This window comes from Variovorax sp. 01N429, from assembly GCF_056399425.1.
In genome coordinates this window covers 125191-147581 of record NZ_JBFTRG010000012.1, presented here as the reverse complement: position 1 = coordinate 147581, position 22391 = coordinate 125191, and the positions used below count along the sequence as shown (strand labels likewise).

Annotated in this window: 22 protein-coding genes; 12 read left to right on the top strand and 10 right to left on the bottom strand. The window is 64.3% G+C overall.

All coding sequences use genetic code 11. The features are described from left to right. Positions 1-20 precede the first annotated feature (20 nt). The 4 genes from ftsA to AC1DSF_RS21220 all read left to right on the top strand — a co-directional run bounded on the left by ftsA (position 21) and on the right by AC1DSF_RS21220 (position 3903). Positions 21-1250 carry a cell division protein FtsA gene (gene ftsA, locus AC1DSF_RS21235; protein ID WP_478104541.1) on the top strand — a complete coding sequence of 410 codons (1230 nt, stop codon included), beginning with the start codon at positions 21-23 and terminating at the stop codon, positions 1248-1250. A 255-nt stretch (positions 1251-1505) separates the two neighbouring features. Then, a complete protein-coding gene (ftsZ, locus tag AC1DSF_RS21230) occupies positions 1506-2711 on the top strand; it encodes a cell division protein FtsZ (protein WP_478125998.1) in 1206 nt (401 codons plus the stop codon). 79 nt (positions 2712-2790) lie between these two features. Next, entirely contained in the window at positions 2791-3714 is a 924-nt protein-coding gene (gene lpxC / locus AC1DSF_RS21225; RefSeq protein WP_478125999.1) for a UDP-3-O-acyl-N-acetylglucosamine deacetylase, read from the top strand. Between the two features lie 12 nt (positions 3715-3726). Then, the gene (locus AC1DSF_RS21220) at positions 3727-3903 is read left to right on the top strand and encodes a hypothetical protein (protein WP_478126000.1); all 177 of its coding nucleotides are present in this window, start codon (positions 3727-3729) and stop codon (positions 3901-3903) included. A gap of 546 nt (positions 3904-4449) precedes the next feature. Here AC1DSF_RS21220 and ruvC read toward each other — a convergent pair. From ruvC to AC1DSF_RS21180, 8 genes are all read right to left on the bottom strand, one after another. Next, positions 4450-4998 (bottom strand): crossover junction endodeoxyribonuclease RuvC, encoded by a 549-nt coding sequence (ruvC, locus tag AC1DSF_RS21215; protein WP_478126001.1) that lies wholly within the window; start codon positions 4996-4998, stop codon positions 4450-4452. A 7-nt stretch (positions 4999-5005) separates the two neighbouring features. Further along, the gene (locus tag AC1DSF_RS21210) at positions 5006-6070 is read right to left on the bottom strand and encodes a phosphatidate cytidylyltransferase (RefSeq protein WP_478183388.1); all 1065 of its coding nucleotides are present in this window, start codon (positions 6068-6070) and stop codon (positions 5006-5008) included. Further along, on the bottom strand, positions 6071-6865 hold the full coding sequence (locus tag AC1DSF_RS21205; RefSeq protein ID WP_478126315.1) for a lysophospholipid acyltransferase family protein: 795 nt from the start codon (positions 6863-6865) through the stop codon (positions 6071-6073). Between the two features lie 143 nt (positions 6866-7008). Next, positions 7009-7758, bottom strand: coding sequence for a monofunctional biosynthetic peptidoglycan transglycosylase (mtgA, locus tag AC1DSF_RS21200; protein WP_478183387.1), 750 nt, complete (start codon positions 7756-7758; stop codon positions 7009-7011). Continuing rightward, the gene (gene aroE, locus AC1DSF_RS21195; protein ID WP_478183386.1) at positions 7755-8597 is read right to left on the bottom strand and encodes a shikimate dehydrogenase; all 843 of its coding nucleotides are present in this window, start codon (positions 8595-8597) and stop codon (positions 7755-7757) included. The genes mtgA and aroE overlap by 4 nt, the downstream gene beginning before the upstream one ends. Before the next feature lie 22 nt (positions 8598-8619). Then, positions 8620-9477, bottom strand: a complete 858-nt coding sequence (locus tag AC1DSF_RS21190; RefSeq protein ID WP_478126005.1) for an energy transducer TonB — start codon at positions 9475-9477, stop codon at positions 8620-8622. A 16-nt stretch (positions 9478-9493) separates the two neighbouring features. Next, positions 9494-11554 carry a ribonuclease catalytic domain-containing protein gene (locus AC1DSF_RS21185; protein WP_478126006.1) on the bottom strand — a complete coding sequence of 687 codons (2061 nt, stop codon included), beginning with the start codon at positions 11552-11554 and terminating at the stop codon, positions 9494-9496. Positions 11555-11602: 48 nt separating this feature from the next. Further along, positions 11603-12193, bottom strand: coding sequence for a YqiA/YcfP family alpha/beta fold hydrolase (locus tag AC1DSF_RS21180; RefSeq protein ID WP_478126007.1), 591 nt, complete (start codon positions 12191-12193; stop codon positions 11603-11605). 103 nt (positions 12194-12296) lie between these two features. Here AC1DSF_RS21180 and rodA point away from each other — a divergent pair, with 103 nt between their 5' ends. The 3 genes from rodA to AC1DSF_RS21165 all read left to right on the top strand — a co-directional run bounded on the left by rodA (position 12297) and on the right by AC1DSF_RS21165 (position 16286). After that, positions 12297-13451 carry a rod shape-determining protein RodA gene (gene rodA / locus AC1DSF_RS21175; RefSeq protein ID WP_478126008.1) on the top strand — a complete coding sequence of 385 codons (1155 nt, stop codon included), beginning with the start codon at positions 12297-12299 and terminating at the stop codon, positions 13449-13451. Positions 13452-13504: 53 nt separating this feature from the next. Beyond that, complete coding sequence (tldD, locus tag AC1DSF_RS21170) at positions 13505-14965, top strand: metalloprotease TldD (RefSeq protein ID WP_478126009.1); 1461 nt, start codon at positions 13505-13507, stop codon at positions 14963-14965. Positions 14966-15167: 202 nt separating this feature from the next. Continuing rightward, a complete protein-coding gene (locus AC1DSF_RS21165; RefSeq protein ID WP_478126010.1) occupies positions 15168-16286 on the top strand; it encodes a 3-deoxy-7-phosphoheptulonate synthase in 1119 nt (372 codons plus the stop codon). A 30-nt stretch (positions 16287-16316) separates the two neighbouring features. Here AC1DSF_RS21165 and AC1DSF_RS21160 read toward each other — a convergent pair whose 3' ends face one another. Then, the gene (locus AC1DSF_RS21160; protein WP_478126011.1) at positions 16317-16826 is read right to left on the bottom strand and encodes a cupin domain-containing protein; all 510 of its coding nucleotides are present in this window, start codon (positions 16824-16826) and stop codon (positions 16317-16319) included. An 18-nt stretch (positions 16827-16844) separates the two neighbouring features. After that, the gene (gene mpl / locus AC1DSF_RS21155; RefSeq protein ID WP_478126012.1) at positions 16845-18248 is read right to left on the bottom strand and encodes a UDP-N-acetylmuramate:L-alanyl-gamma-D-glutamyl-meso-diaminopimelate ligase; all 1404 of its coding nucleotides are present in this window, start codon (positions 18246-18248) and stop codon (positions 16845-16847) included. Between the two features lie 67 nt (positions 18249-18315). Between mpl and AC1DSF_RS21150 the strand changes: the two genes are divergently transcribed. From AC1DSF_RS21150 to prmA, 5 genes are all read left to right on the top strand, one after another. Beyond that, a complete protein-coding gene (locus AC1DSF_RS21150) occupies positions 18316-18915 on the top strand; it encodes a hypothetical protein (protein ID WP_478126013.1) in 600 nt (199 codons plus the stop codon). Further along, positions 18912-19445 (top strand): TlpA family protein disulfide reductase, encoded by a 534-nt coding sequence (locus tag AC1DSF_RS21145; RefSeq protein ID WP_478126014.1) that lies wholly within the window; start codon positions 18912-18914, stop codon positions 19443-19445. The genes AC1DSF_RS21150 and AC1DSF_RS21145 overlap by 4 nt, the downstream gene beginning before the upstream one ends. A gap of 113 nt (positions 19446-19558) precedes the next feature. Then, on the top strand, positions 19559-20023 hold the full coding sequence (gene accB / locus AC1DSF_RS21140; RefSeq protein ID WP_478126015.1) for an acetyl-CoA carboxylase biotin carboxyl carrier protein: 465 nt from the start codon (positions 19559-19561) through the stop codon (positions 20021-20023). A 2-nt stretch (positions 20024-20025) separates the two neighbouring features. Beyond that, positions 20026-21375 (top strand): acetyl-CoA carboxylase biotin carboxylase subunit, encoded by a 1350-nt coding sequence (accC, locus tag AC1DSF_RS21135; RefSeq protein ID WP_478126016.1) that lies wholly within the window; start codon positions 20026-20028, stop codon positions 21373-21375. A 130-nt stretch (positions 21376-21505) separates the two neighbouring features. Continuing rightward, positions 21506-22387, top strand: a complete 882-nt coding sequence (gene prmA / locus AC1DSF_RS21130; RefSeq protein WP_478126017.1) for a 50S ribosomal protein L11 methyltransferase — start codon at positions 21506-21508, stop codon at positions 22385-22387. The last annotated feature ends 4 nt before the right edge of the window (positions 22388-22391 follow it).

The window sequence follows — 22391 nt, the reverse complement described above, 5'->3', positions numbered from 1 at the left end:
GAGCGAACAGAGGAAGCTTCATGTCCAAAGATTACAAAGATCTCGTCGTCGGGCTAGACATCGGCACTGCCAAGGTGATGGCGGTGGTTGCCGAGGTGCTGTCCAACGGCGAGCTCAAGCTGGCGGGGCTGGGCATTGCGCCCAGCAACGGGCTCAAGCGTGGCGTGGTGGTGAACATCGACGCCACCGTGCAGAGCATCCAGCAGGCGCTCAAGGAGGCCGAACTGATGGCCGACTGCAAGATCAGCCGCGTCTACACCGGCATCACCGGCAGCCACATCCGAGGCATCAATTCGAGCGGTATGGTGGCGGTCAAGGACAAGGAAGTCACGCCCGCCGATGTCGCACGGGTGGTCGAGACGGCGCGTGCGATCAACATTTCCAGCGACCAGCGGCTGCTGCTGGTGGAGCCGCAAGAATTCGTGATCGACGGCCAGGACGTGAAGGAGCCGATTGGCATGAGCGGCATGCGCCTCGAAGCCAAGGTGCACATCGTGACCGGCGCCCAGAGCGCGGCTGAAAACATCATCAAGTGCGTGCGGCGCTGCGGGCTGGAAGTCGACCAGCTGATGCTGAACCCGCTCGCTTCTAGCCAGGCCGTCCTGACTGAGGACGAGCGCGAACTCGGCGTGGTGCTGGTCGACATCGGCGCCGGCACGACCGACGTCGCGATTTTCACCAACGGCGCGATTCGCCATACGGCTGTGATTCCGATCGCCGGCGATCTCATCACCAGCGACATCGCGATGGCGTTGCGCACGCCGACCAAGGACGCCGAGGACATCAAGGTCGAGAACGGCTATGCCAAGCAACTGCTGGCCGACCCGGATACGCAGGTCGAAGTGCCCGGCCTTGGCGACCGCGGTCCGCGCTTGCTCAGCAAGCAGGCGCTGGCCGGCGTGATCGAGCCGCGCATCGAGGAAATCTTCTCGCTGGTCCAGCAGGTGATTCGCGAGTCGGGCTACGAAGAGGTGTTGTCTTCGGGCGTGGTGCTCACCGGCGGCAGTGCGGTGATGCCGGGCATGGTCGAACTGGGCGAAGACATCTTCCTGAAGCCGGTTCGGCGCGGTATTCCGAAGTATTCAAGCGCGTTGTCTGACATGGTTGCACAACCGCGTGCGGCGACCGTGATGGGTTTGCTCGAAGAAGCGCGTTATGCGCGTTTGCGCGGATTCAAGGTGGCGCAGAAGAACGGGTCGGTCAAGACCGCTTTCGGCCGCTTCAAGGACTTCATCGTGGGGAACTTTTGATGACCCCCATGCTTGCCCACTGCGTGTGGCCGCACACCCCCTTCAAGGGGGCAACGCCGGCGGCCCGGCGGAGCCGCGGCGTTCCTGGAATGGGAGCTTCGCTATGAATGGCGCATCACTCTGGTTGGCGCGTGCCGGGCCGCCCCTTCATTTCAACGAGCGATGGCGAAGAACCGGGCCACCCTTTCATCGTTCACGGTTCCAACAACAAATTTATTCATAAACATGGCAACTGCATATTCAAGGAGTCAGAACATGGCTATCGAAATGATCGAGATCGAAGAGTTCAACCAGGGAACGCAGATCAAAGTGATCGGCGTGGGCGGAGGCGGCGGCAACGCCGTCGCGCACATGATCGAGCGCGGCGTACAGGGCGTTCAGTTTGTCTGCGCGAACACCGACGCACAGGCGCTGTCGCGCAGCAATGCGCACAAGACCATCCAGCTCGGCACCAACGGGCTGGGCGCCGGAAGCAAGCCGGAGAAGGGTCGCGATGCGGCGGAGGCGGCAGTCGACGACATCCGCGAATCGATCGCGGGCGCGCACATGCTGTTCATCACTGCCGGCATGGGCGGCGGCACGGGCACGGGCGCCGCGCCCGTGATCGCGCGGGTCGCGAAGGAAATGGGCATTCTCACGGTGGGCGTGGTGACCAAGCCTTTCGACTGGGAAGGCGGCCGTCGCATGACGAACGCCGACTCCGGCCTGGCGGAACTCGAAGCCAACGTCGATTCGCTGATCGTTGTGCTCAACGAGAAGCTGCTCGACGTGCTGGGCGAGGACGTCACGCAGGACGAGGCCTTCGCGCATGCCAATGATGTGCTGAAGAACGCCGTCGGCGGCATTTCGGAAATCATCAACGAGTACGGCGGCGTGAACGTCGACTTCGAAGACGTGCGCACCGTGATGGGCGAACCCGGCAAGGCCATGATGGGCACGGCTGCGGCCAGCGGCCCGGATCGCGCCCGCATCGCCGCCGAGCAGGCGGTGGCCTGCCCGCTGCTGGAGGGCATCGACCTGTCCGGCGCCAAGGGCGTGCTGGTGCTGGTGACGGCATCGAAGGGATCGCTGAAGCTGAGCGAATCGAAGCTGGCGATGAACACGATCCGCGCCTATGCCTCGCCCGACGCGCATGTGATCTACGGCGCCGCCTACGACGACAACCTCGGTGACGAGATGCGCGTGACCGTGGTTGCAACCGGCCTCTCGCGCCAGGATGCTCGTCGTCAGGCGCCGACGCTGGAGGTGATCCGCACTGGCACCGACAACATCCCGTTCACCGTTCCGACGCTCGGCGGCGGTGTGGGCCATGCGGCCGGCCAGCCGAACTACGACGGCATGGCAGTGCCCAGTGTGTGGCGTACCAACCGCACGATGGCCGCCGCCAAGGTGGACGCGCTGTCGTCGGGCGGCATGGACGATTTCGAGATCCCCGCCTTCCTGCGCCGTCAGGCGGATTGATGGGGCGGCAGTGGAAGCTATCGGGGACATAGCGAGGCGGGCGGTACGCCGGACGTCTCGCGCTCCTAAAATCGCGCCCGTGCTTCCACAACGTACCCTCAAATCGATCACGCGCGCGGTCGGCGTCGGACTCCACAGCGGACAACGCGTGGAGCTCACGCTTCGCCCGGCGCCGGTGAACCACGGCATCGTGTTCCGGCGCGTGGACCTGCCCGAGCCGGTCGAGATTCCGATGACTGCCGAGGCGGTCACGGACACGCGGCTTGCATCCACCGTGTCTTCGCGCGGCGCCAAGGTGCAAACGGTCGAGCATCTGATGTCGGCCTGCGCCGGCCTGGGTATCGACAACTTGCTGATCGACATCACGGCCGACGAGGTGCCGATCCTCGACGGCTCGGCGTCGTCCTTTGTTTTTCTGCTGCAGAGCGCAGGCATCGAGTTGCAGAGCGCGGCTCGCCGCTTCATTCGCGTGACGCGAATGGTCGAGGTTCGCGAAGGCGAAGGCCCCGACGAAAAGTGGGCGCGCCTGGAGCCGTATCACGGGTTCAAGCTCAGCTTCGAGATCGACTTCGACCATCGCGTCGTGAACTCGACCGGGCAGCGCGTCGAATTCGACCTGGGCAGCGGCTCGTACAGCCGCGACATCGCGCGCGCCCGGACGTTCGGGTTCACCAAGGAGGTCGAGTACATGCGCTCGAAGGGGCTGGCCCTCGGCGGTGGTCTCGACAACGCGATCGTGATGGATGACACCAAGGTGCTGAATGCGGGTGGCCTGCGTTACGACGACGAGTTCGTCAAACACAAGATCCTCGATGCCATGGGCGATCTCTACGTCATCGGGCAGCCATTGCTCGCGGCCTACAGTGCCTTCCGTTCGGGTCACGCACTCAACAACAAGCTCCTGCGCGAGCTTTTGGCGCACGACGATGCGCACGAAATCGTGACCTTCGACGACGAGCGACGCGCGCCGGTCGGGTTTACCGAAGTCGCCCGCGCCTGGTAGCAAGAAGCGCAGATGCTGCTGTTTCGCTGGGCCATCCTGTTGCTTCTGTTGGTGGCCGGGGCCTCGTTCGCTTTTTATGCGGGGACTGGGCAGGTGAAGTACCGGCGGTTCGGATGGATCGTTCTTAAATGGACCTTGCTCGCGGCGTTTGGATTCTTTGCTGTGTTGATTGCTGAACGGGTGTTTTAGGGATTTGGGTTGGGGTTGGCGGAGGCGGGCGGTGTGCCCTGGGCCGGCCGACGTCACCGGCCGCTGCGCGGCTTCCCTGCGCTGCTCGCGGTACGCGGGGTCCCGCTCAAACTCGCCTTCGGCTCAAACAGTCGCGAGCCCTGATCCGCGTACCGCTGCGCTGCTCGGCGGTGCCTCAACGGCCGGCCCAGGGCACACCGCCCGCCTCCGCCGGTAAGGTGGGGGTGATTGGTCCGCCGCCGTGGCTGTGACCAGCTGGCATGCCGTGGACGTTCGAGACGCGCGCATCGGCCGCACAACCACTGAGCCCGGTATGCCCTGTGGGCTGTGGCGACCCTTCTGCGCCGCCGAAGCGCGGAGACTCAGGCGGATCAGGGCCGCGTGTGTCTGAGCGCAGCGAGTTTCACGCGGACCCCGCCTGAGTCGAGCACTGCAGGGAAGTCCGAAGGACCGGCGCAGCGGGGTCGCCACAGCCCACAGGGCATACCGGGCGGCCCCCAACAAGGCCCCTCAACAACATCAAGCGCAGCCCTACCGAGTCCGCTCCTACCGAGTCCGCCCCTGCCGATACATCCCACTCGTACTCCGAGAAAGCACAGTAGCCTGCCCGAGTCGCGCCATCGAGCTCCCCACATGCGCATGCGTGATGGCGATACCTAGCGCATCCGCAGCGTCGCTGCCCGGCACACCCGGCAATTGAAGCAGCCGCTTCACCATCTCCTGCACCTGCGCCTTGGCAGCGCGTCCGTGCCCCGCGACAGCCTGCTTCATCTGCAGCGCCGTGTACTCGGCCACCGTGAGATTGCAGGTGACCAGTGCCGTCAAGCACGCGCCCCGCGCCTGTCCCAACAATAGGGTCGATTGTGGATTCACGTTGACGAACACGATCTCCACCGCAGCCGCATCCGGCTTGTAGCGTTCGTTGATTTCGCCAATGCCGTCGAAGAGCACCTTGAGCCGCGTCGGCAACTCGCCCTTTGTCAGATGACGGGTGCTGATGGTTCCGCTCGCCACATAGCGCAGCGAATGGCCGTCCACGTCGACCACGCCGAAGCCCGTCGTTTGCAGACCGGGGTCGATACCTAGGATGCGCATTCGATGCTCACGCGTTGAAATACCAGCGAACGGCGTGGAAGAACACCGGTGCTGCAAAGCAAAGTGCATCGACGCGATCCAGGAGACCGTTGGCCCCGGTGACGCCGACACCCCGCTGCCCCCAGTTCGGGATCCCGCGATCGCGCTTCAGCGCCTTCATCACCAGATGGCCCATCGAGCCCGCCACGCAAGCGATCAACGACATCGCGAGCGCCTGGCCGTACTTGAATGGCGTGATGAACGAGAACAGCGCGCCCACAAAGCTCGCGATGATCATGCCCAGCGCCCAACTCGTCCAGTTGAAGCTGCGGCTCACATGGGGCGCGACCGGCGGCTGAAAGAACAACCGGCGCCTGATGGCACCCAGCCAGCCCTTCGGAGGCTCAGGCATGGGTTCGCCCGCTGGGGGCATCGATTTTCTTCGCGACACCAGATGCTGCACCAGCATGCATGTCTGCACCACGAACACCAGGTAGAACACCAGAAAGGCATTTTTGCCCTCGTAGCCCGAGAACGACAACAGCAGCAGCGCCGGCACATGGCTCATGCCATAGACACAGACCATGATTCCCCACTGCAGCTTGGCATTGCGTTCGAGAAAGTGGCTCGGATCGTCTGCCAGCGCACTGACCACCGGAATCGCAAGGAAGACATAGACCGGGATGAACACCGTGAACAGATCGAAGTGCGCCGTCGCGACCAACCAGAACTGGATCGGCAGCACGACAAAGAAGGCCAGGATCAGGCTGCGGTGATCGCCCCGCCGCGTCGGCGACAAAGTGATGAACTCCCGCAGCGCGAGGAAGGAAATGATCGCAAATAGCAAGGTCGCAACAGTTTCGCCCAGCGCCCATCCGATCCAGAACACGACCACCATCACCCAGGTCGTTCGCAGCAGCGAGCGGAAATGCCGAAGCTCGCGCTGCCAGACCTCGTTGTGCATCGGATTGCGCTGCTCCCTGAAAGTCAGCATGAACGCCGCGGTACTCACCACGAACAGCAGACCGAAAACAATGAAGAAGAGGGCGGCGACCTGATGGGTCGATGAGAGGTTTCGAAGGTATTCGTTCATCTAGACATCTCGCAGCGCAATCACGGCACCGCGAGCGCGGTCGAGAAAGGGACGACGCTCCTCGCCTTCTTCAAGCCCGATTGGCGCGCCAAAAGTGACAGAGCAAAGGATAGGCACCGGAACCACTTCGCCCTTTGGCATTACGCGCTGCACATTGTCAATCCATGCCGGCACCAGCACCACGTCAGGAAACATCTGGGCCAGCGTGAAAAGGCCTGACTTGAATTTTTGCGGCTCGCCAGTGTGGCCGCGTGTGCCCTCGGGAAAAATGATGATCGAGTCACCGCTTTGAAGCGCGTCGATCAGCGGTTGCAGCGGCGCCAGCGCCTCTGCGCTTCCGGGCGGGATGCTGGGCGGCTCTGGGCTTGCGGCAGGCTGGGCGAGCGGCAACTCGGCTTGAACCGACCACGGCTCGGCGACAGGCTCGACGGGCGAAGGTGGCGCAACGTCGAACGAGGGCTCGATGCGTTCGGGCTGCATGGGCGCCGGTGGCGCGGGCGGCACGGTCGCAGGGCCGCCGCCTCTTTCGACGTAGATGGCATTGAAGACTTCGGTCGTGATCCAGCGCTTGAAGGGTGTCGTGGCCCAGTAATCGCGCGCTGCGATGGGGCGCGTGATGCTGCGCAGCTCTTCGGGCAGCGCAGCCCAGATCATGACGAGGTCCAGATGGCTTTGATGGTTGGCGAAGTAGATGCGCTGCTCGGCCTTCGGAGGGCAACCCCACCAGCGCGCTTGTGCGCCGGTGAGCAACCTGATCATGGCCAGCAATCCCCATCCCGTGAACTTGGCGAGCATGGGGTATTTTGACTCGCCCCCAGGCTCGCGCACTTCGTGTCGCTCTCCACCCCCTGCCGGGGGCAACACCGGCGGCCCGGCGAAGCCGGTTCCGCGGTGTTTCACGAGGGGGCCTGGTTTCGCCGGCCGCTGGGGTGGTCGGGTCAGGGGAGGTCTGCGGCGGGCATGCGGGCGGCTATGGTGCCGGAGCGGTTGGCCAAGTAGCCTGAGGCTTGGCGGCGTTCGAAGAACTTCGGGCTGGGGAGCATGACGGCGAGTTTGGCTGACTCGCTGACGCTTAGTTTGGAGGCAGGCTTTTTGTAGTAGCGCTGGGCAGCGGCTTCGGCGCCGAAGATGCCTTCGCCCCATTCGACGTTGTTGAGGTAGATCTCGAGGATTCGCTCCTTGCTGAGGAGCAGTTCCAAGGCGGTGGCGAGCATCAATTCCTGGGCTTTGCGCAGCAGGGTTCGTTCGCCGGAAAGCAGGAGGTTCTTGGCAATCTGCTGCGTGATGGTAGAACCACCGCGCAGTTGGGCCGGGCGGGGTTCCTTGCCGCGGGCTCGCATCTGGGCAGCACGTTTCGCGGCAATTTCTTCGGCCTTGGCGTTGCGTTGGCGGGCGCGCTCGATGGCTTCCCACTCGACGCCCTGGTGATAGATGAACTCGCTGTCTTCGCTGGCGATCACTGCGCGCTTGAGTGAATCAGAGATTTGCGCATAAGGAACCCAGCGCTGCTGCCATTCGCTGCCGCCGTTGGTGCGGCCCTGGGTTGCGAGCCGCCACGCTTCGGAGCGTTGGAAGGCGGTCGATTGCGGATCGATGACCACCATGGCCGCGATGCGTGCGATGAAGAAGAACTGCAGGGCGAAGGCAGCAATCAGGAGACAGCCGAGCCAGCGAAGGAGCGGCTTCACTTCGCGTCGACGATGGCTCGCAGTTCGGCGAGCACCGGAGCAGTGGGTGGGCGCACGCCGCGCCACGTCTCGAAGGCTTCGGCGGCTTGTTCGACCAGCATGCCGAGGCCGTCGCGCGGCACGGCGCCCTGTTCGCGAGCCCAGTTCATGAAGCCGGCCGCGGAGGGGCCATACATCATGTCGACCGCGAGTGCGCCAGGCTTCAGGACACCGGCCGCGACCGGCACTTCTCCACCGCCGAGGCTCGACGCGGTCGCATTGATCAGCACGTCGAATGTGCCCGGTATGGCGTCGAGTTCTTGCGCCTCCAGTGCGACGTGGTGCTGCAGCGCGAGCGCCGCGTGGCGCTGCACCAGCGCGATGGCCTTGGCGAGCGTGCGGTTGGCGACGACGATCCGGCGCGGCCGGGCCTCGATCAGCGGACCAAGGACGCCGGCGGATGCGCCGCCCGCGCCGAGCAAGAGCAATTCGCTGCCCGCAATGGATACGCCCGCGTGCAAGGTGATGTCGTTGACGATCCCGATGCCGTCGCTGTTGTCGCCATGGATGCCGTCATCGCGAAAGCTCAGCACGTTGACGGCGCGGGCCAGCGCGGCGCGCGCCGTCAGGTGCTGAGACAACGCAGCCGCATCGAACTTGAAGGGCACGGTGACGTTGCAGCCGCGCGCGATGCCCGATGCGTCGGCGCGAAAGGCGGCCACGGCATCGGCAAAGCCGTCGATGGGCGCAAGGCGGCGGCCATAGTCCAGCGTCTGTCCCGTCAGTGCGGCAAAGCGCGCATGAATCCACGGCGAGCGGCTGTGCTCGACCGGGTTGCCCATCACGCAGTACAGGTCCATGTTGCCTCTCCCCTTCATTCAGTCATTGCCTCGACGAAAGTTGCGTCTCCAGCGTCTCGTCGTGCGTGAACTTGAAGCGCGACGGCAGCACGATCTGGTCGGTCTGGCGACGCATCGCGTCATTGAACTTGCCGAAGCCGCCGATGCTGCGCACGATGGCTTGCGCGCGCCGGTCGAGTGTCTTGTCCCCCGAACTTTCGACGATCTCGGTTCCGAGGATCGTGCCATCGAAGTTGACGGTCACCAGCATGGTGAGTTCTCCGTAGAGCTTCTTGCCCGCGGCTTCGGGGAAGTTCTCGGTCCCTCGCGCTTCGATCTTGCGGCGCAATGCATCGACATAGGACGCGTAGGCTGCTTCGCGCGTGGCTGGGCTGAGATAGCGCTTCTTGGGGCGCGCGTTCTCCTCGTTCACGCGGCGTTCGATAGCGGCCAGCATATCGATCAGCTGCCGGCGCTTTTCCTCGCGCGCAGCTGCTTCGGTGGGGTTGCCCTGGCTGCGCGGGTCAGGTGCCGGCATGGTGGCCAACTGCTGCTTGATCTGCGCCAGCAAAAGCATCTGCTGCTCTTGCATCGATTCGACCTGGCGCTGCGCGTCTTCCATCGAGTCGCCGATGGTCCTGAAGGCCGAAGGCGGCAGCGGGCTCGTGGCGTGGCCCTTGTCCAGATCGCCGCCGCCCGCGAGTGAAGCCTGTGCAATCGCCTTGGCCTTATCAGGCCGTTCGTTGCTCTTGGCGTTGACCAGAATGACTTCAAGCGGCGTTTCCTTGAAGACGCGATTGAAGGACTCCGGATCGACGAAGCGAACGGTCAGCAGGGCCGCATGGGCAATGACCGACAGGCCGAGCGCAATCTGCAGCGTGCTGAAGTCACGCAGGTTCATTGACGGGCTTCTCCCCTCATGCGGGCGTGTTTTCGGGTGCCGCCTCGCTGTCTGCGAGATCCACGGCGATCGCGATGGGGCCGGCGACTTCTTCCTCGTCCTCGCCGCTCTCTTCTTCGGTCGCGGCTTCGGCGGCCGTGTCGTCGAGACGCGCGATGACGGTGCCGTGCACGTCGAGCGCGATCTCGTCGATTTCGCCGAGCTTGACGCGCACGTGCGCCCCACGCTGGAGGCCCTGCGTTCCGGTCACCTGGAACACCAGCGGCAGCGTGTCGGCACGGACCAATGCGCCGTTCGGAACATCCTTCACCAGCGTGGCGTCGAGCTCGGTGATGCCCTGCTGCTGGATGTACTTGAGCGTCCAGAAGCGCTCCATGCCGCCCTGGTGCGCGTTGTAAGCGCTGTAGGCAGCGTCGAAGCCGGAGAGGATGGAGAACAGGTCGGCATCCTTCGGCTTGAAAGGCGCTGCCAGTGCTGCCGTCTTGCCGTGGCGCGCGGCGGCGATGATCTGCCACTGATTGACGAGGTCGATGTAGCGGCGCAGGGGCGACGTGCTCCATGCGTAGCTTTTGACGCCGAGCCCGGCATGCGGCAGCGCTCGCGTCCCCATGCGAACCTTGATGCCGGGCGCGAGGCTCGCCTGGCTCCGGTAGAGCCCGGGAACGCCGAGTTCTCCGAGCCAGCCGCCCCAACTGCTGTTGGCGAGGATCATTGCTTCGGAGACGATCAGGTCGAGCGGCGCGCCGCGGCGCCGCGTGCCGATCTGCACCTGTTCGTTGCCGGTGGGTTCGCCTTCGTTGCCCACCAGGCGGAATGTGTAGTCCGGCCGGTTGAAGCTTTCGGGCTTGCCCCGGATCACTTCCCGCTGCCCCTTCAATTGCTTGGCGAGGCGGAACAGGAAAGTCAGCGGCTCGCGCACTCGGCTGGCGATTTCAGGTGTGCCGTCAGCGTTCACCGCGGGGTCTTCGAGCCATTCCTGCGTGACCACCGCATCGAGCTGGTCGTGGCGCAGGTTGGCAATGACGGGCACGCGTTCGAGGCGCGTCTCGGTGGTCTTCAACGCCAAGGTGGCTTCGTCAAAAATGGCGTAGAGAGAAACCGCCGGGCAATTGCGGCCTTCCTGCAAGGTGTAGGCCTCGATCACATGGTCGGGCAGCATCGTGATCTTGTGGCCCGGCATGTAGACGGTGGACATCCGCGTGCGCGCGACCTGGTCGATGGCGCTGCCCGGCACGAGCGCGAGGCCCGGCGCGGCGATGTGGACACCGACCGTCACCGTGCCGCTGCCGAGGCCCTGCACTGACAGCGCATCGTCGATTTCGGTCGTCTGCGAGTCGTCGATCGAAAAAGCCTGGACGTCGGCGACCGGCAACTCGTCGCCAATTTCCGGCGCGTTGAGCGTCGGAAAGCCGGTGCCCTTGGGGAAGTTCTCGAAAAGGAATCGCCGCCAGTGGAATTCATACGACGAGTCGATCGCGCCCGCCTGCTTCAGGAGTTCGAGCGGCGGCCGCTGGGTGGCGCGCGCGGCTTCGACGACTGCCTTGTATTCGGGGGCATTCTTGTCCGGCCGGAACAGGATCTTGAAAAGCTGCTCGCGCACAGGCGCCGGGCACTCGCCCGCTGCCAGTTGACCCGACCATTCGGCAATCTGCGCCTGAACCGCCTTTTTCTTCTCGATGGCGGCCAGCGCCTGCTGGACGATTTCGGCTGGCGCCTTCTTGAAGCGGCCCTTTCCGGCGCGACGGAAGTAGTGCGGGGCATCGAACACCGCCAATAGCGCCGCCGCCTGTTGAACGAGCGTCGGATGCGCCTGGAAGTATTCGGCGGCCAGTTCGCCGAAACCGAATTCGCCTTCGGGAGCGAATTCCCAGGCGAGGTCGAGGTCGATGCCGGCCGCCAGGGTGCGCGCTTCCGCGATCAGCTCCGCGGGCGTTGGCTTTTCAAAGCGCAACACGATGTTGGCGCCCTTGACCTTGACGCGCTTACCGGTCTCGAGCTCCACCTGCGCAGAGGCATCGCTCTCCGACAGGACGCGGCCGCCGAGGTACTTTCCGGCTTCTTCGAACAAAACAAACATGGCGCGGATTGTCCCACGCAGCGCAGCGCATTCCCGTTGCCAAAGCGCTCAGGGGAGATCGAGAAATCCGAGCACGTCGCGCAGGTGGGAGCGCTCGAAGTTCGACAGGGCGTGGTCTTCGCCCTCGATGAGCTTCACGCGACTTCCGGGATAGCGGGCGGTCATTTCCCGCCAGTCGAGCACTTCGTCTCCCTTGGCGATCACCGCGAACACCCGTTCCGGGTGCTTCAGGAGAGCGACCTCCAGCGCGCGCAGTTCGCCGATGTATTCGGCGCGGAAATAGAAATGCTCGCCTGGATCGTGCCAAAGCGTCTGGTCGCCCACGTATCGAGCGAGATCGCGCGCCGCGTTCACCGCGGGATTGAGCAGCACGGCGCGGCAGCCCGTCTTTTCAGCGACGAAGGTGGCGTAGAAGCCGCCGAGCGACGAGCCCACCACGGCCATGGTCGCGGCTGGCCAATCGGCAATTCCGTCCATCACCAGATCCATTGCCTCGCGCGGCGAGGGCGGAAGCTGGGGGCACCACCACTTCACGCTCGGGTGTCGCTCCGCGATGCAGCGGGCCATCTGGCTCGCCTTGGTCGAACGTGGCGAAGAACGAAAGCCGTGCAGATAGAGCAGGTGGGTCACAGGGGCCATGCATTCATTATCAGGAGGCTGCCGGAAGGAGTTGCGTTCGAACGAGCAATTACAGAGCCCCTGGCGGCCCTCAGGAGTGCTGTCGGCCGGATAATCCCGGCCCATGTCTGCCGTGTTCCAACAACCCTCGCTCGCGCGACGTCTGTTGCCCGTGTTCCAGGGTTTCGACGGATTTCTTGCCTTCGCCGTGCTGCTGCTCGCCTGTGCAGGCATGCTGACCATGTATTCGTCGGGTTACGACCACGGCACCCGCTTTGCGGATCACGGCCGCAACATGCTGCTGGCGGCTTTCATCATGTTCGTGGTGGCGCAGATTCCGCCGCAGCGGCTGATGGTGTTCGCCGTTCCGCTCTATACGTTGGGCATTGGGCTGCTGGTGGCGGTGGCAGTCTTCGGGATCACCAAGAAGGGTGCACAACGGTGGATCAACGTGGGCGTCGTGATCCAGCCGAGCGAGATTCTCAAGATCGCGATGCCGCTGATGCTTTCGTGGTGGTTCCAGCGGCGGGAAGGCCAGCTGCGCCCGCTCGATTTCGTCGTCGCGACCATTCTGCTCGCCATACCGGTGGGCCTGATCATGAAGCAGCCCGACCTCGGGACCGCACTGCTGGTGCTGGCAACGGGACTGTCGGTGATCTTCTTCGCGGGTCTTTCGTGGAAGCTGATCGTGCCGCCGGTGGTGATCGGGCTGATCGCCGTCTCCCTCATCGTCGGCTTCGAATCGCAGCTCTGTGCCGACGGCTTCGACTGGCGGATCCTTCACGACTATCAGAAGCAACGCATCTGTACCTTGCTCGACCCGACGAAAGACCCTCTCGGCAAAGGCTTTCACATCATCCAGGGGATGATCGCGATCGGCTCCGGTGGCGTCGGCGGCAAGGGGTTCATGCAGGGCACGCAGACGCACCTGGAGTTCATCCCCGAGCGCACGACCGACTTCATCTTCGCTGCCTATTCCGAGGAATTCGGTCTAGCGGGCAACCTGGCGCTGATTGCGTCCTTCATTTTCCTGATCTTCCGCGGGCTGGTGATCGCCATGAATGCGCCCACGCTCTTCTCGCGGCTGCTGGCTGGTGCGGTCACGATGATTTTCTTTACCTACGCCTTCGTGAACATGGGGATGGTGAGCGGCATTCTTCCGGTCGTGGGCGTGCCGCTGCCTTTCATCAGCTACGGAGGCACCGCCATGGTGACGCTGGGCCTGGGGCTCGGAATCCTGATGTCGATCTCCCGCGCCAGACGGCTGATGCAGTCCTGAGCAGTCGTGACATACGCCAGCGAAGCCTTGGGGGCTGAGCCTAGAATGTTTCGATGATCTCTCGCGAACCCACCATCGAGCGCCTCGCCACGGCGCAGCAGCTCCTGCTCACGCCCTTTGGACTCGACGAATCGCACCTCTCGCGTGCGCTCGCCGAAATCACGGCGCACAAGGTGGACGACGCCGATCTCTACTTCCAGTACACGCGCAGCGAAGGCTGGAGCCTCGAAGAAGGCATCGTCAAGACCGGCAGCTTCAGCATTGACCAGGGCGTCGGCGTACGTGCGGTGAGCGGCGAAAAGACCGCGTTTGCCTATTCGGACGACATCTCCGAGGCTTCGCTTCTCGATGCCGCCCGCACGGTCCGCAGCATTTCGGCTGCCGGACGCACGGCCCGGGTCAAGGCTCCCGCGCGCAAGATCGCGAGCAGCCGTTCGCTGTACGGCGGCATCGACCCCATCGCCACGCTCGACAGCACCGCCAAGGTCCAGCTCCTCGAAAAGGTCGAGAAGCTCGCGCGCTCTCGCGATCCGCGCGTGGCACAAGTCATGGCGGGTCTTGCGAGCGAATACGACGTCGTGCTGGTGGCTCGCGCCGACGGCACGTTGGCCGCTGATGTGCGGCCGTTGGTGCGCTTGTCGGTCACTGTGATCGCCGAGCAGAACGGCCGCCGGGAAGTGGGTTCGGGCGGAGGCGGTGGCCGCTTCGGCCTCGCTTACTTCGACGATGAACACATCGCCGAATACGTCGACCAGGCTGTCAAGTCGGCGCTCACCAATCTGGATTCGCGCCCTGCGCCCGCCGGCGAGATGACCGTGGTCCTCGGCCCAGGTTGGCCGGGCATCCTGCTGCACGAGGCCATCGGCCACGGCTTGGAGGGCGATTTCAACCGCAAGGGCTCGAGCGCCTTCTCGGGCCGTATCGGCCAGCGCGTGGCGGCCAAGGGCGTGACGGTGCTCGACGACGGCACCATCGCCGACCGCCGCGGTTCGCTGAACGTCGACGACGAAGGCAATGCCACCCAGCGCAACGTGCTGATCGAAGACGGCATCCTCAAGGGCTACATCCAGGATTCGCTCAACGCGCGCCTGATGAAGACCAAGCCCACGGGCAATGGCCGTCGCGAAAGCTATGCGCATGCGCCGATGCCCCGCATGACCAACACCTACATGCTCGGCGGCGATCGCGCGCCGGAGGAAATCGTCGCCAGCATCAAGAAGGGCCTCTACGCCACCAACTTCGGCGGTGGCCAGGTCGACATCACGAGCGGCAAGTTCGTGTTTTCGGCGAGCGAAGCCTATTGGGTGGAAAACGGCAAGATCCAGTACCCGGTCAAGGGTGCGACGCTCGTGGGCAACGGACCCGATGCGCTCACGCGCGTCACGATGATCGGCAACGACATGTCGCTCGACACCGGCGTCGGCACCTGTGGAAAGGAAGGCCAGAGCGTACCGGTCGGCGTCGGCCAGCCCACTTTGCGCATTGACGGACTGACAGTCGGCGGCACCGCCTGAGAACCAGCCGTGCTACATTTCACGCCCATGTCTGCACCTCGCGCTTATTTCTTTGCCTACTTTTGGTTCCCGGATTCCGGCGGACGAGAGGCGCGCGCGTAAAGCAAGCAGACAAGCAGAACCTCCCAAAACCGCCGGTGCCAAAAGCCCGGCGGTTTTTTATTGCCCTCACGAAACCAAGACCACGACAGAAGGAACGCAGATGAGCACGAAAGCCGCCCCGCCCAGCGACACCTGGTATGCGAACGTCGAAAAGACCAGCCGGACCGACGACGAACGCATCAAGGACATCACTGTGTTGCCTCCTCCCGAACACCTGATCCGCTTCTTCCCGATCAGGGGGACGCCGGCCGAATCGCTGATCACCGGCACCCGCCGGGCGATCCACCACATCATGGCCGGCAAGGACGATCGCCTGCTGGTGGTGATGGGGCCATGCTCCATCCACGACCCTGCGGCGGCTCTCGACTACGCGCGGCACCTGAAGGCCGAGCGCGAGAAGTACGCCGGCACTCTGGAGATCGTGATGCGCGTCTACTTCGAAAAGCCGCGCACGACCGTCGGATGGAAGGGCCTCATCAACGATCCTTACCTGGACGAGAGCTACCGCATCGACGAGGGCCTGCGGATTGCACGACAGCTCCTTATCGACATCAACCGCCTGGGCCTTCCGGCTGGCAGCGAATTCCTGGACGTGATCTCTCCGCAGTACATCGGTGATCTGATCGCGTGGGGCGCCATCGGGGCGCGCACTACCGAGAGCCAGGTGCATCGCGAACTGGCTTCCGGCCTGTCGGCGCCGATCGGCTTCAAGAACGGCACCGACGGCAATATCCGCATCGCCACCGATGCGATCCAGGCGGCGGCGCGGGGCCATCACTTCCTCTCGGTACACAAGAATGGCCAGGTCGCCATCGTGCAGACGAACGGCAACCAGGATTGCCACGTCATCCTGCGCGGCGGCAAGGCGCCCAACTATGACGCCGCCAGCGTCGCCGCGGCTTGCAAGGACCTCGAAGCCGCCAAGCTGCCGCCGAGGCTGATGGTCGATTGCAGTCATGCCAACAGCAGCAAGCAGCACCAGAAGCAGATCGAGGTTGCCAAGGACATCGCGGATCAGATCGCTGGTGGCAGTCGCAGCATCTTCGGCCTGATGGTCGAGAGTCACCTGCATGCCGGCGCGCAGAAGTTCACCCCCGGCAAGGACTCCGTCTCGGCGCTCGAATATGGCAAGAGCATCACGGACGCCTGCCTCGGCTGGGAAGATTCGACGCAGGTGCTCGACCTGCTGTCGCAAGCGGTCAAGCACCGCCGGGGCTGAAGGAAGGGGGCGCTGCTTGCGCGCTTGGCGTCAGATCAGCGCAGCGAGTTGCGGCCAGTGGTGCCGCAGGAGCGAGGCTTCTTCGCCGTCGGGCTGCATGAACGAAAAATCGCTGAAATCGAAGCCCGGCCCGACGGTGCAACTCACCAGCGTGTAGTCGGCCCCGCCTTCCGCACCCATAGGGCGGGCAGCTTGCCACTGGCCGGCCGGAACGGTGTGTTGCGGTCGCGTGCCATGCACGTCAACCGGGCCAAGCCGGACATGCGCAGGCGGTGTGCGCAGCGCCGCGTCGCTGACCCAGAGCGAAAGCGGCGCGCCTTCCAGGTGGATCCAGACTTCGTCTGACTGCACCCGGTGCCAACGCGAGTGCTGGTGCGCTTCGAGCAAGAAATAGATGGTCGTCAGTGCGTCGCGCGTGGGCCTGCCATCGTGCGGTTGGACTTGCGCCGCCGAGCGGAAGATCTCGCGATACCAGCCGCCTTCGGGGTGAGGGCGAAGGTTCAGGGTTTCAATGAGCTGCTGCGCACGCATGGTGCGCATGTTAGTCCCGCGTGCGGCTCAATGCGTCGCGCCGAGCGCCGAAAGCAGCTTCTCGTGAATGCCGCCGAAGCCGCCGTTGCTCATGCAGACGACGTGGTCGCCGGGGCGCGCCGCCGCAATCACCTGTGCAATCAGCGCGTCGATGGTGCCAGCCACTTTGGCGCGTGCACCCATGGGGGCGAGCGCCGCAGCGGCGTCCCAGTCGAGGCCGCCACTGTGGCAGAACGACAAGTCCGCCGCTTCCAGGCTCCAGGGCAACTGCGCCGCCATGGTTCCCAGCTTCATCGTGTTGCTGCGCGGCTCGAACACGGCGAGGATGCGCTCACGGTCCTTGCCGCCGGTGTCGAGCTTCTGCCGCAGGCCATCCAGCGTGGTCCGGATCGCCGTCGGATGATGGGCGAAGTCGTCATACACCGTGACTTCTCCTTGGCCGACGTCCACGGTGCCGCGCAATTCCATCCGACGGCGCACGTTGCGGAAGCTGCCCAATGCATCCGCAGCGGCGGCTGGCGCCAGGCCGACGTGTTCGGCCGCGGCGATGGCCGCCAGAGCATTCATCTGGTTGTGCAAACCGGTCAGCGCCCATTCGACGCGGCCGACAGCCGCGCCGTCGCGGAGCACGTCGAAGGCGTCGTGCGTCCCGCGCGCCTGCCATTCGCCACCGGCGCCGAAGCGCGCGAGCTCGCTCCAGCACCCTTGTGCCAGCACCCGTTGCAGGCTTTCCTCGGTTGCGTTGACCACGATGCGGCCGGAGCCGGGTACGGTGCGGACCAGATGATGGAACTGCCTTTCGATCGCCGCGAGGTCATCGAAGATGTCTGCGTGATCGAATTCCAGGTTGTTGAGGATGGCCGTGCGCGGCCGATAGTGGACGAACTTGCTGCGCTTGTCGAAAAAGGCGGTGTCGTATTCGTCCGCTTCGATCACGAAGGGCGCCGCGCTGTCGCGCCCGAGCCGGGCCGATACGCCGAAATCCAGCGGCACGCCGCCCACGAGAAATCCAGGGGCCAGGCCGGCGCGCTCGAGGATCCACGAAAGCATCGAAGTGGTGGTCGTCTTGCCGTGCGTACCGGCGACGGCCATGACGTGACGGCCCTGGAGCACGTGTTCCGCCAACCATTGCGGACCACTGGTGTAGCTGACACCGGCGTCGAGGATCGCTTCCATCAGCGGGAACTTGGGCGAGCCGTCGGGCAGGCGAGCCCGCGAAACCACGTTCCCGACCACGTACACGTCGGGTTTCAAGGCCAGTTGGTCAGCGCCAAAGCCTTCGATCAGGTCGATGCCGAGGGCGCGCAATTGGTCGCTCATCGGCGGATAGACGCCGGCATCGCAGCCGGTCACCCGGTGGCCGGCTTCGCGCGCCAGCGCCGCGAGACCTCCCATGAAGGTGCCGCAGATGCCGAGAATGTGAATGTGCATCGGCCGATTCTAGGGATGCTGGCGCCGCGGTCTTCTGCGCCCGTGCGAGTGGGGGCAAAATGCTCCGATGGACTCGTCCAAGCAGGAAATCGCCGCTACCGCTGCCCGCCTCGTCGTCGAGGAGGGGCTTGAATACGGGCCGGCCAAGCGCCGGGCGCTGCGCGACCTGGCCTTGCCTGCGCGCACCGCTCTGCCCAACAACGACGAAATCGAGGCCGAGGTGCGCGACTACATCCGGCTCTATTGTTCAGATACGCAGCCCCAGGAGCTGCACGCTCTGCGCCTTCTGGCGCTGGAGTGGATGGAGCGCATGGCTGAATTCAGGCCTCACGTGGGCGGCGCGGTATGGCACGGCACGGCCACGCGCCTGTCCGACATATATATACAGCTGTTCTGCGACGACTCGAAATCGGCCGAAATCGCCCTGATCGATCACCACGTGGACTATGAACCCCGCATGGTCACCGGCTTCCATGGAGAGCAGGTCGAAGCGCTCAGCGTTCATGCGACCAGCCGGGCGCTCGGTGAAGAGATCGGCGTGCACTTGCTGGTCTACGACCTCGACGACCTGCGCGGGGCGCTCAAGCCGGACGCCCAGGGTCGGGTGCCCCGCGGCAATCTGGCCGCGCTGCGGCGGCTGGTAGAGAAAGAACAGGAAAACGGATGACCCCCGGCCCTACTCGTCGCGGCCTGCTTTATGGCGCGGTTGCCGCAGTGGCGGCCGCGGCCGGAATCGGCGGTGCCTATTGGCGCAGCAGGGATTCGCAAGGCGCCGCCGATCGCATGGACGAGACCTTTTGGGCGCAGCGTTTCGATCGGCCCGAGGGCGGCGAGCTGGTCCTCGAGAGCTTGCGCGGCAAGCCGCTGTTGGTCAACTTCTGGGCGACCTGGTGTCCGCCTTGCGTCGAGGAAATGCCGCTGATCGATGCTTTCTTCAAGGAAAACGGAGCCAACGGTTGGCAAGTGATCGGATTGGCCATCGACCAGCCGAGCTCCGTCCGCAAATTCCTTGGCAAGACGCCGGTGACATATCCGGTCGGCTTGGCCGGGCTCCAGGGCACCGAGCTCGTCAAGCAGCTTGGCAACACGTCGGGGGGACTCCCCTTCACGCTGGTGATCGACAGCAGCGGCTCAGTCGCGGCGCGTAAAATGGGCAAGCTCGAACCAGGCGACCTCCAGGCTTGGCGGCGTGCCTGATTTCACGGCTAGAATCCAGCCCCACATTCGGTAGATGGCGCCTAAACGCCGAAAAAGACCGGTTTTCAGGCGAGTTAAGTTCTAATAATCGGCAAAGCCGACGCTGGAGTCCCATGGATCTACGCAAGCTCAAGACACTGATCGACCTAGTGTCTGAATCCAACATTTCCGAACTGGAAATCACCGAGACCGAGGGGAAGGTCCGGATCGTCAAGGGCGGCACGGCCGCACCAGTGCAATACGTGCAAGCTGTCGCCTCGCCTGCCGCGGCGGCCCCCGCGATCGGCGCCGGCCCCGCTCCTGCACAAGCCAACCCAGCAGCCACGCCTGAAGCAGCCGCGGCGGGTCACGCAGTCAAGTCTCCCATGGTGGGCACCTTCTACCGCTCTTCGAGTCCTGGCGCCGCAGCCTTTGTCGAGATCGGCACTCAGGTGAAGGAAGGCGACACCGTCTGCATCATCGAGGCGATGAAGATCCTCAACGAAATCGAAGCCGACAAGAGCGGCACCGTCACACAAATCCTCGTCGAGAACGGCCAGGCGGTCGAGTACGGCCAGCCGCTGTTCATCATCGAGTGACCATGTTCAAGAAGATCCTGGTCGCCAACCGCGGCGAGATTGCCCTGCGGATCCAGCGGGCATGCAGCGAACTCGGCATCAAGGCGGTGATGGTGTATTCCGAGGCCGACCGAGAAGCCAAATACGTCAAGCTGGCCGAGGAGGCCGTGTGCATCGGCCCCGCGCCGTCCGCGCAAAGCTATTTGAATATGCCCGCCATCATCTCGGCCGCCGAGGTGACGGATTCCGAGGCCATCCATCCCGGCTACGGATTTTTGAGCGAGAACGCCAACTTCGCCGAGCGCGTGGAGCAGAGCGGCTTTCAGTTCATCGGACCCAGCCCCGAATCGATCCGCCTCATGGGCGACAAGGTGTCCGCCAAGCAAGCCATGATCAAGGCCGGCGTGCCTTGCGTGCCCGGCTCGGACGGTGAACTGTCGGACGACCCGACCGCCAACAAGCGCATCGCGCGCGCCATCGGCTACCCCGTCATCATCAAGGCGGCAGGCGGCGGCGGTGGACGAGGCATGCGCGTCGTTCACACCGAAGCGGCGCTGGTCAATGCGATCCAGATGACCAAGGCGGAAGCCGGCGCGGCTTTCAACAATCCGGCGGTCTACATGGAGAAGTTTCTCCAGGACCCGCGCCACATCGAAATCCAGATACTGGCCGACAAGCACAAGAACGCGGTGTACCTCGGCGAGCGTGACTGCTCGATGCAGCGGCGCCACCAGAAGGTGATCGAAGAATCCCCCGCCCCCGGCATTCCTCGCAAGCTGATCGAAAAGATCGGCGAGCGCTGCGCTGCCGCTTGCAAGCGAATCGGCTATCGCGGCGCCGGCACCTTCGAGTTTCTCTACGAAAACGGCGAGTTCTATTTCATCGAAATGAACACGCGCGTGCAGGTGGAGCATCCGGTGACGGAATTCACCACCGGCATCGACATCGTCAAGACGCAGATCATGGTCGCCGCTGGCGAGAAGTTGCCCTTCACCCAGCGCCAGATCGAGATGCGCGGCCACGCCATCGAGTGCCGCATCAATGCCGAAGACCCGTACAAGTTCACGCCTTCGCCCGGCCGTATCACCATGTGGCATCCGCCGGGTGGTCCAGGGGTGCGCGTCGATTCGCACGTCTACACGAACTACTTCGTGCCGCCCAATTACGACTCGATGATTGGCAAGATCATCGTGCACGGCGACACGCGGGAGCAGGCGCTTGCGCGCATGCGTACCGCGCTGAACGAAACGGTGATCGAAGGCATCCAGACCAACGTGCCGCTGCACCGCGAACTGATGGTCGATGCCAAGTTCATGAGTGGTGGCACCAACATCCACTATCTTGAAGAGTGGCTGGCTGCGCATAAGAGGTGAACACCCCCAGGCTGCGCGCACTTCGTGTCGCTTCGCCTACCCCCTTGCAGGGGGCAACACCAGCGGCCCGGCTAAGCCGGTTCCGCGGTGTTTCTCGGATTTGTGCGGTGGTTGAGAAAGGGGGGGTGCTGTGTTTGAACTTCGATTGCTTGCGCCTGAGGACCACGTCGAGGCTGTGAGTGATGCGCTGGATGCGCTGGATGCGCTGAGTGTCTCGGTTGAAGATGCGGACGCGCAGACGGATGCGGAGCAGGCGCTGTTTGGCGAACCAGGCATGCCTCCGCCCAAGGAAGGCTGGCAACGGTCACGGGTGATCGCCCTGTTTGCCACCGAACAGTTGGCGCGCGAAGCGGCTTCGGTGCTGGCTGCGCAGGATTTCTTCGACGGGTGCAGCGTTCTGGGCGTGGTCGATGTGCCCGAGCAGGACTGGGTTCGGCTGACGCAGTCGCAGTTTTCGCCGGTCGAGATCACGCCCGAGTTCTGGATCGTTCCGACCTGGCATGAGCCCCCAACTCAGGCGAAGCAGGTGATTCGGCTCGATCCGGGGCTGGCCTTTGGCACCGGCACGCATCCGACCACGCGCATGTGTTTGCGGTGGATCGCATCGCAGGGGGATCTGGCTGGCCGTCGCGTGCTCGACTATGGGTGTGGATCGGGCATCCTCGCGATCGGGGCGGCGAAGTTCGGCGCTGTCCAGATCGATGCGGTCGACATCGATGAAGCAGCGGTCGAATCGACGCGGCTCAACGCGGAGGCCAACGGCGTGAATCTGAACGCAGGGCTGCCCGAGGCCGCGACGGGCCGCTACGAGATCGTGCTCGCGAACATTCTCGCGACGCCGCTGAAGGTGTTGGCTCCGCTGCTGTGCGCCCATGTCGCATCGGGCGGCACCCTGGTGCTGGCCGGCATCCTCGAGCGCCAGGCCGACGAGCTCAAGCTGGCCTACGCGCCTTATGCGACGCTGGAGGTGAGCGACAGTGAGGACGGCTGGATCTTGATGAAGAGCATCTAGCTCG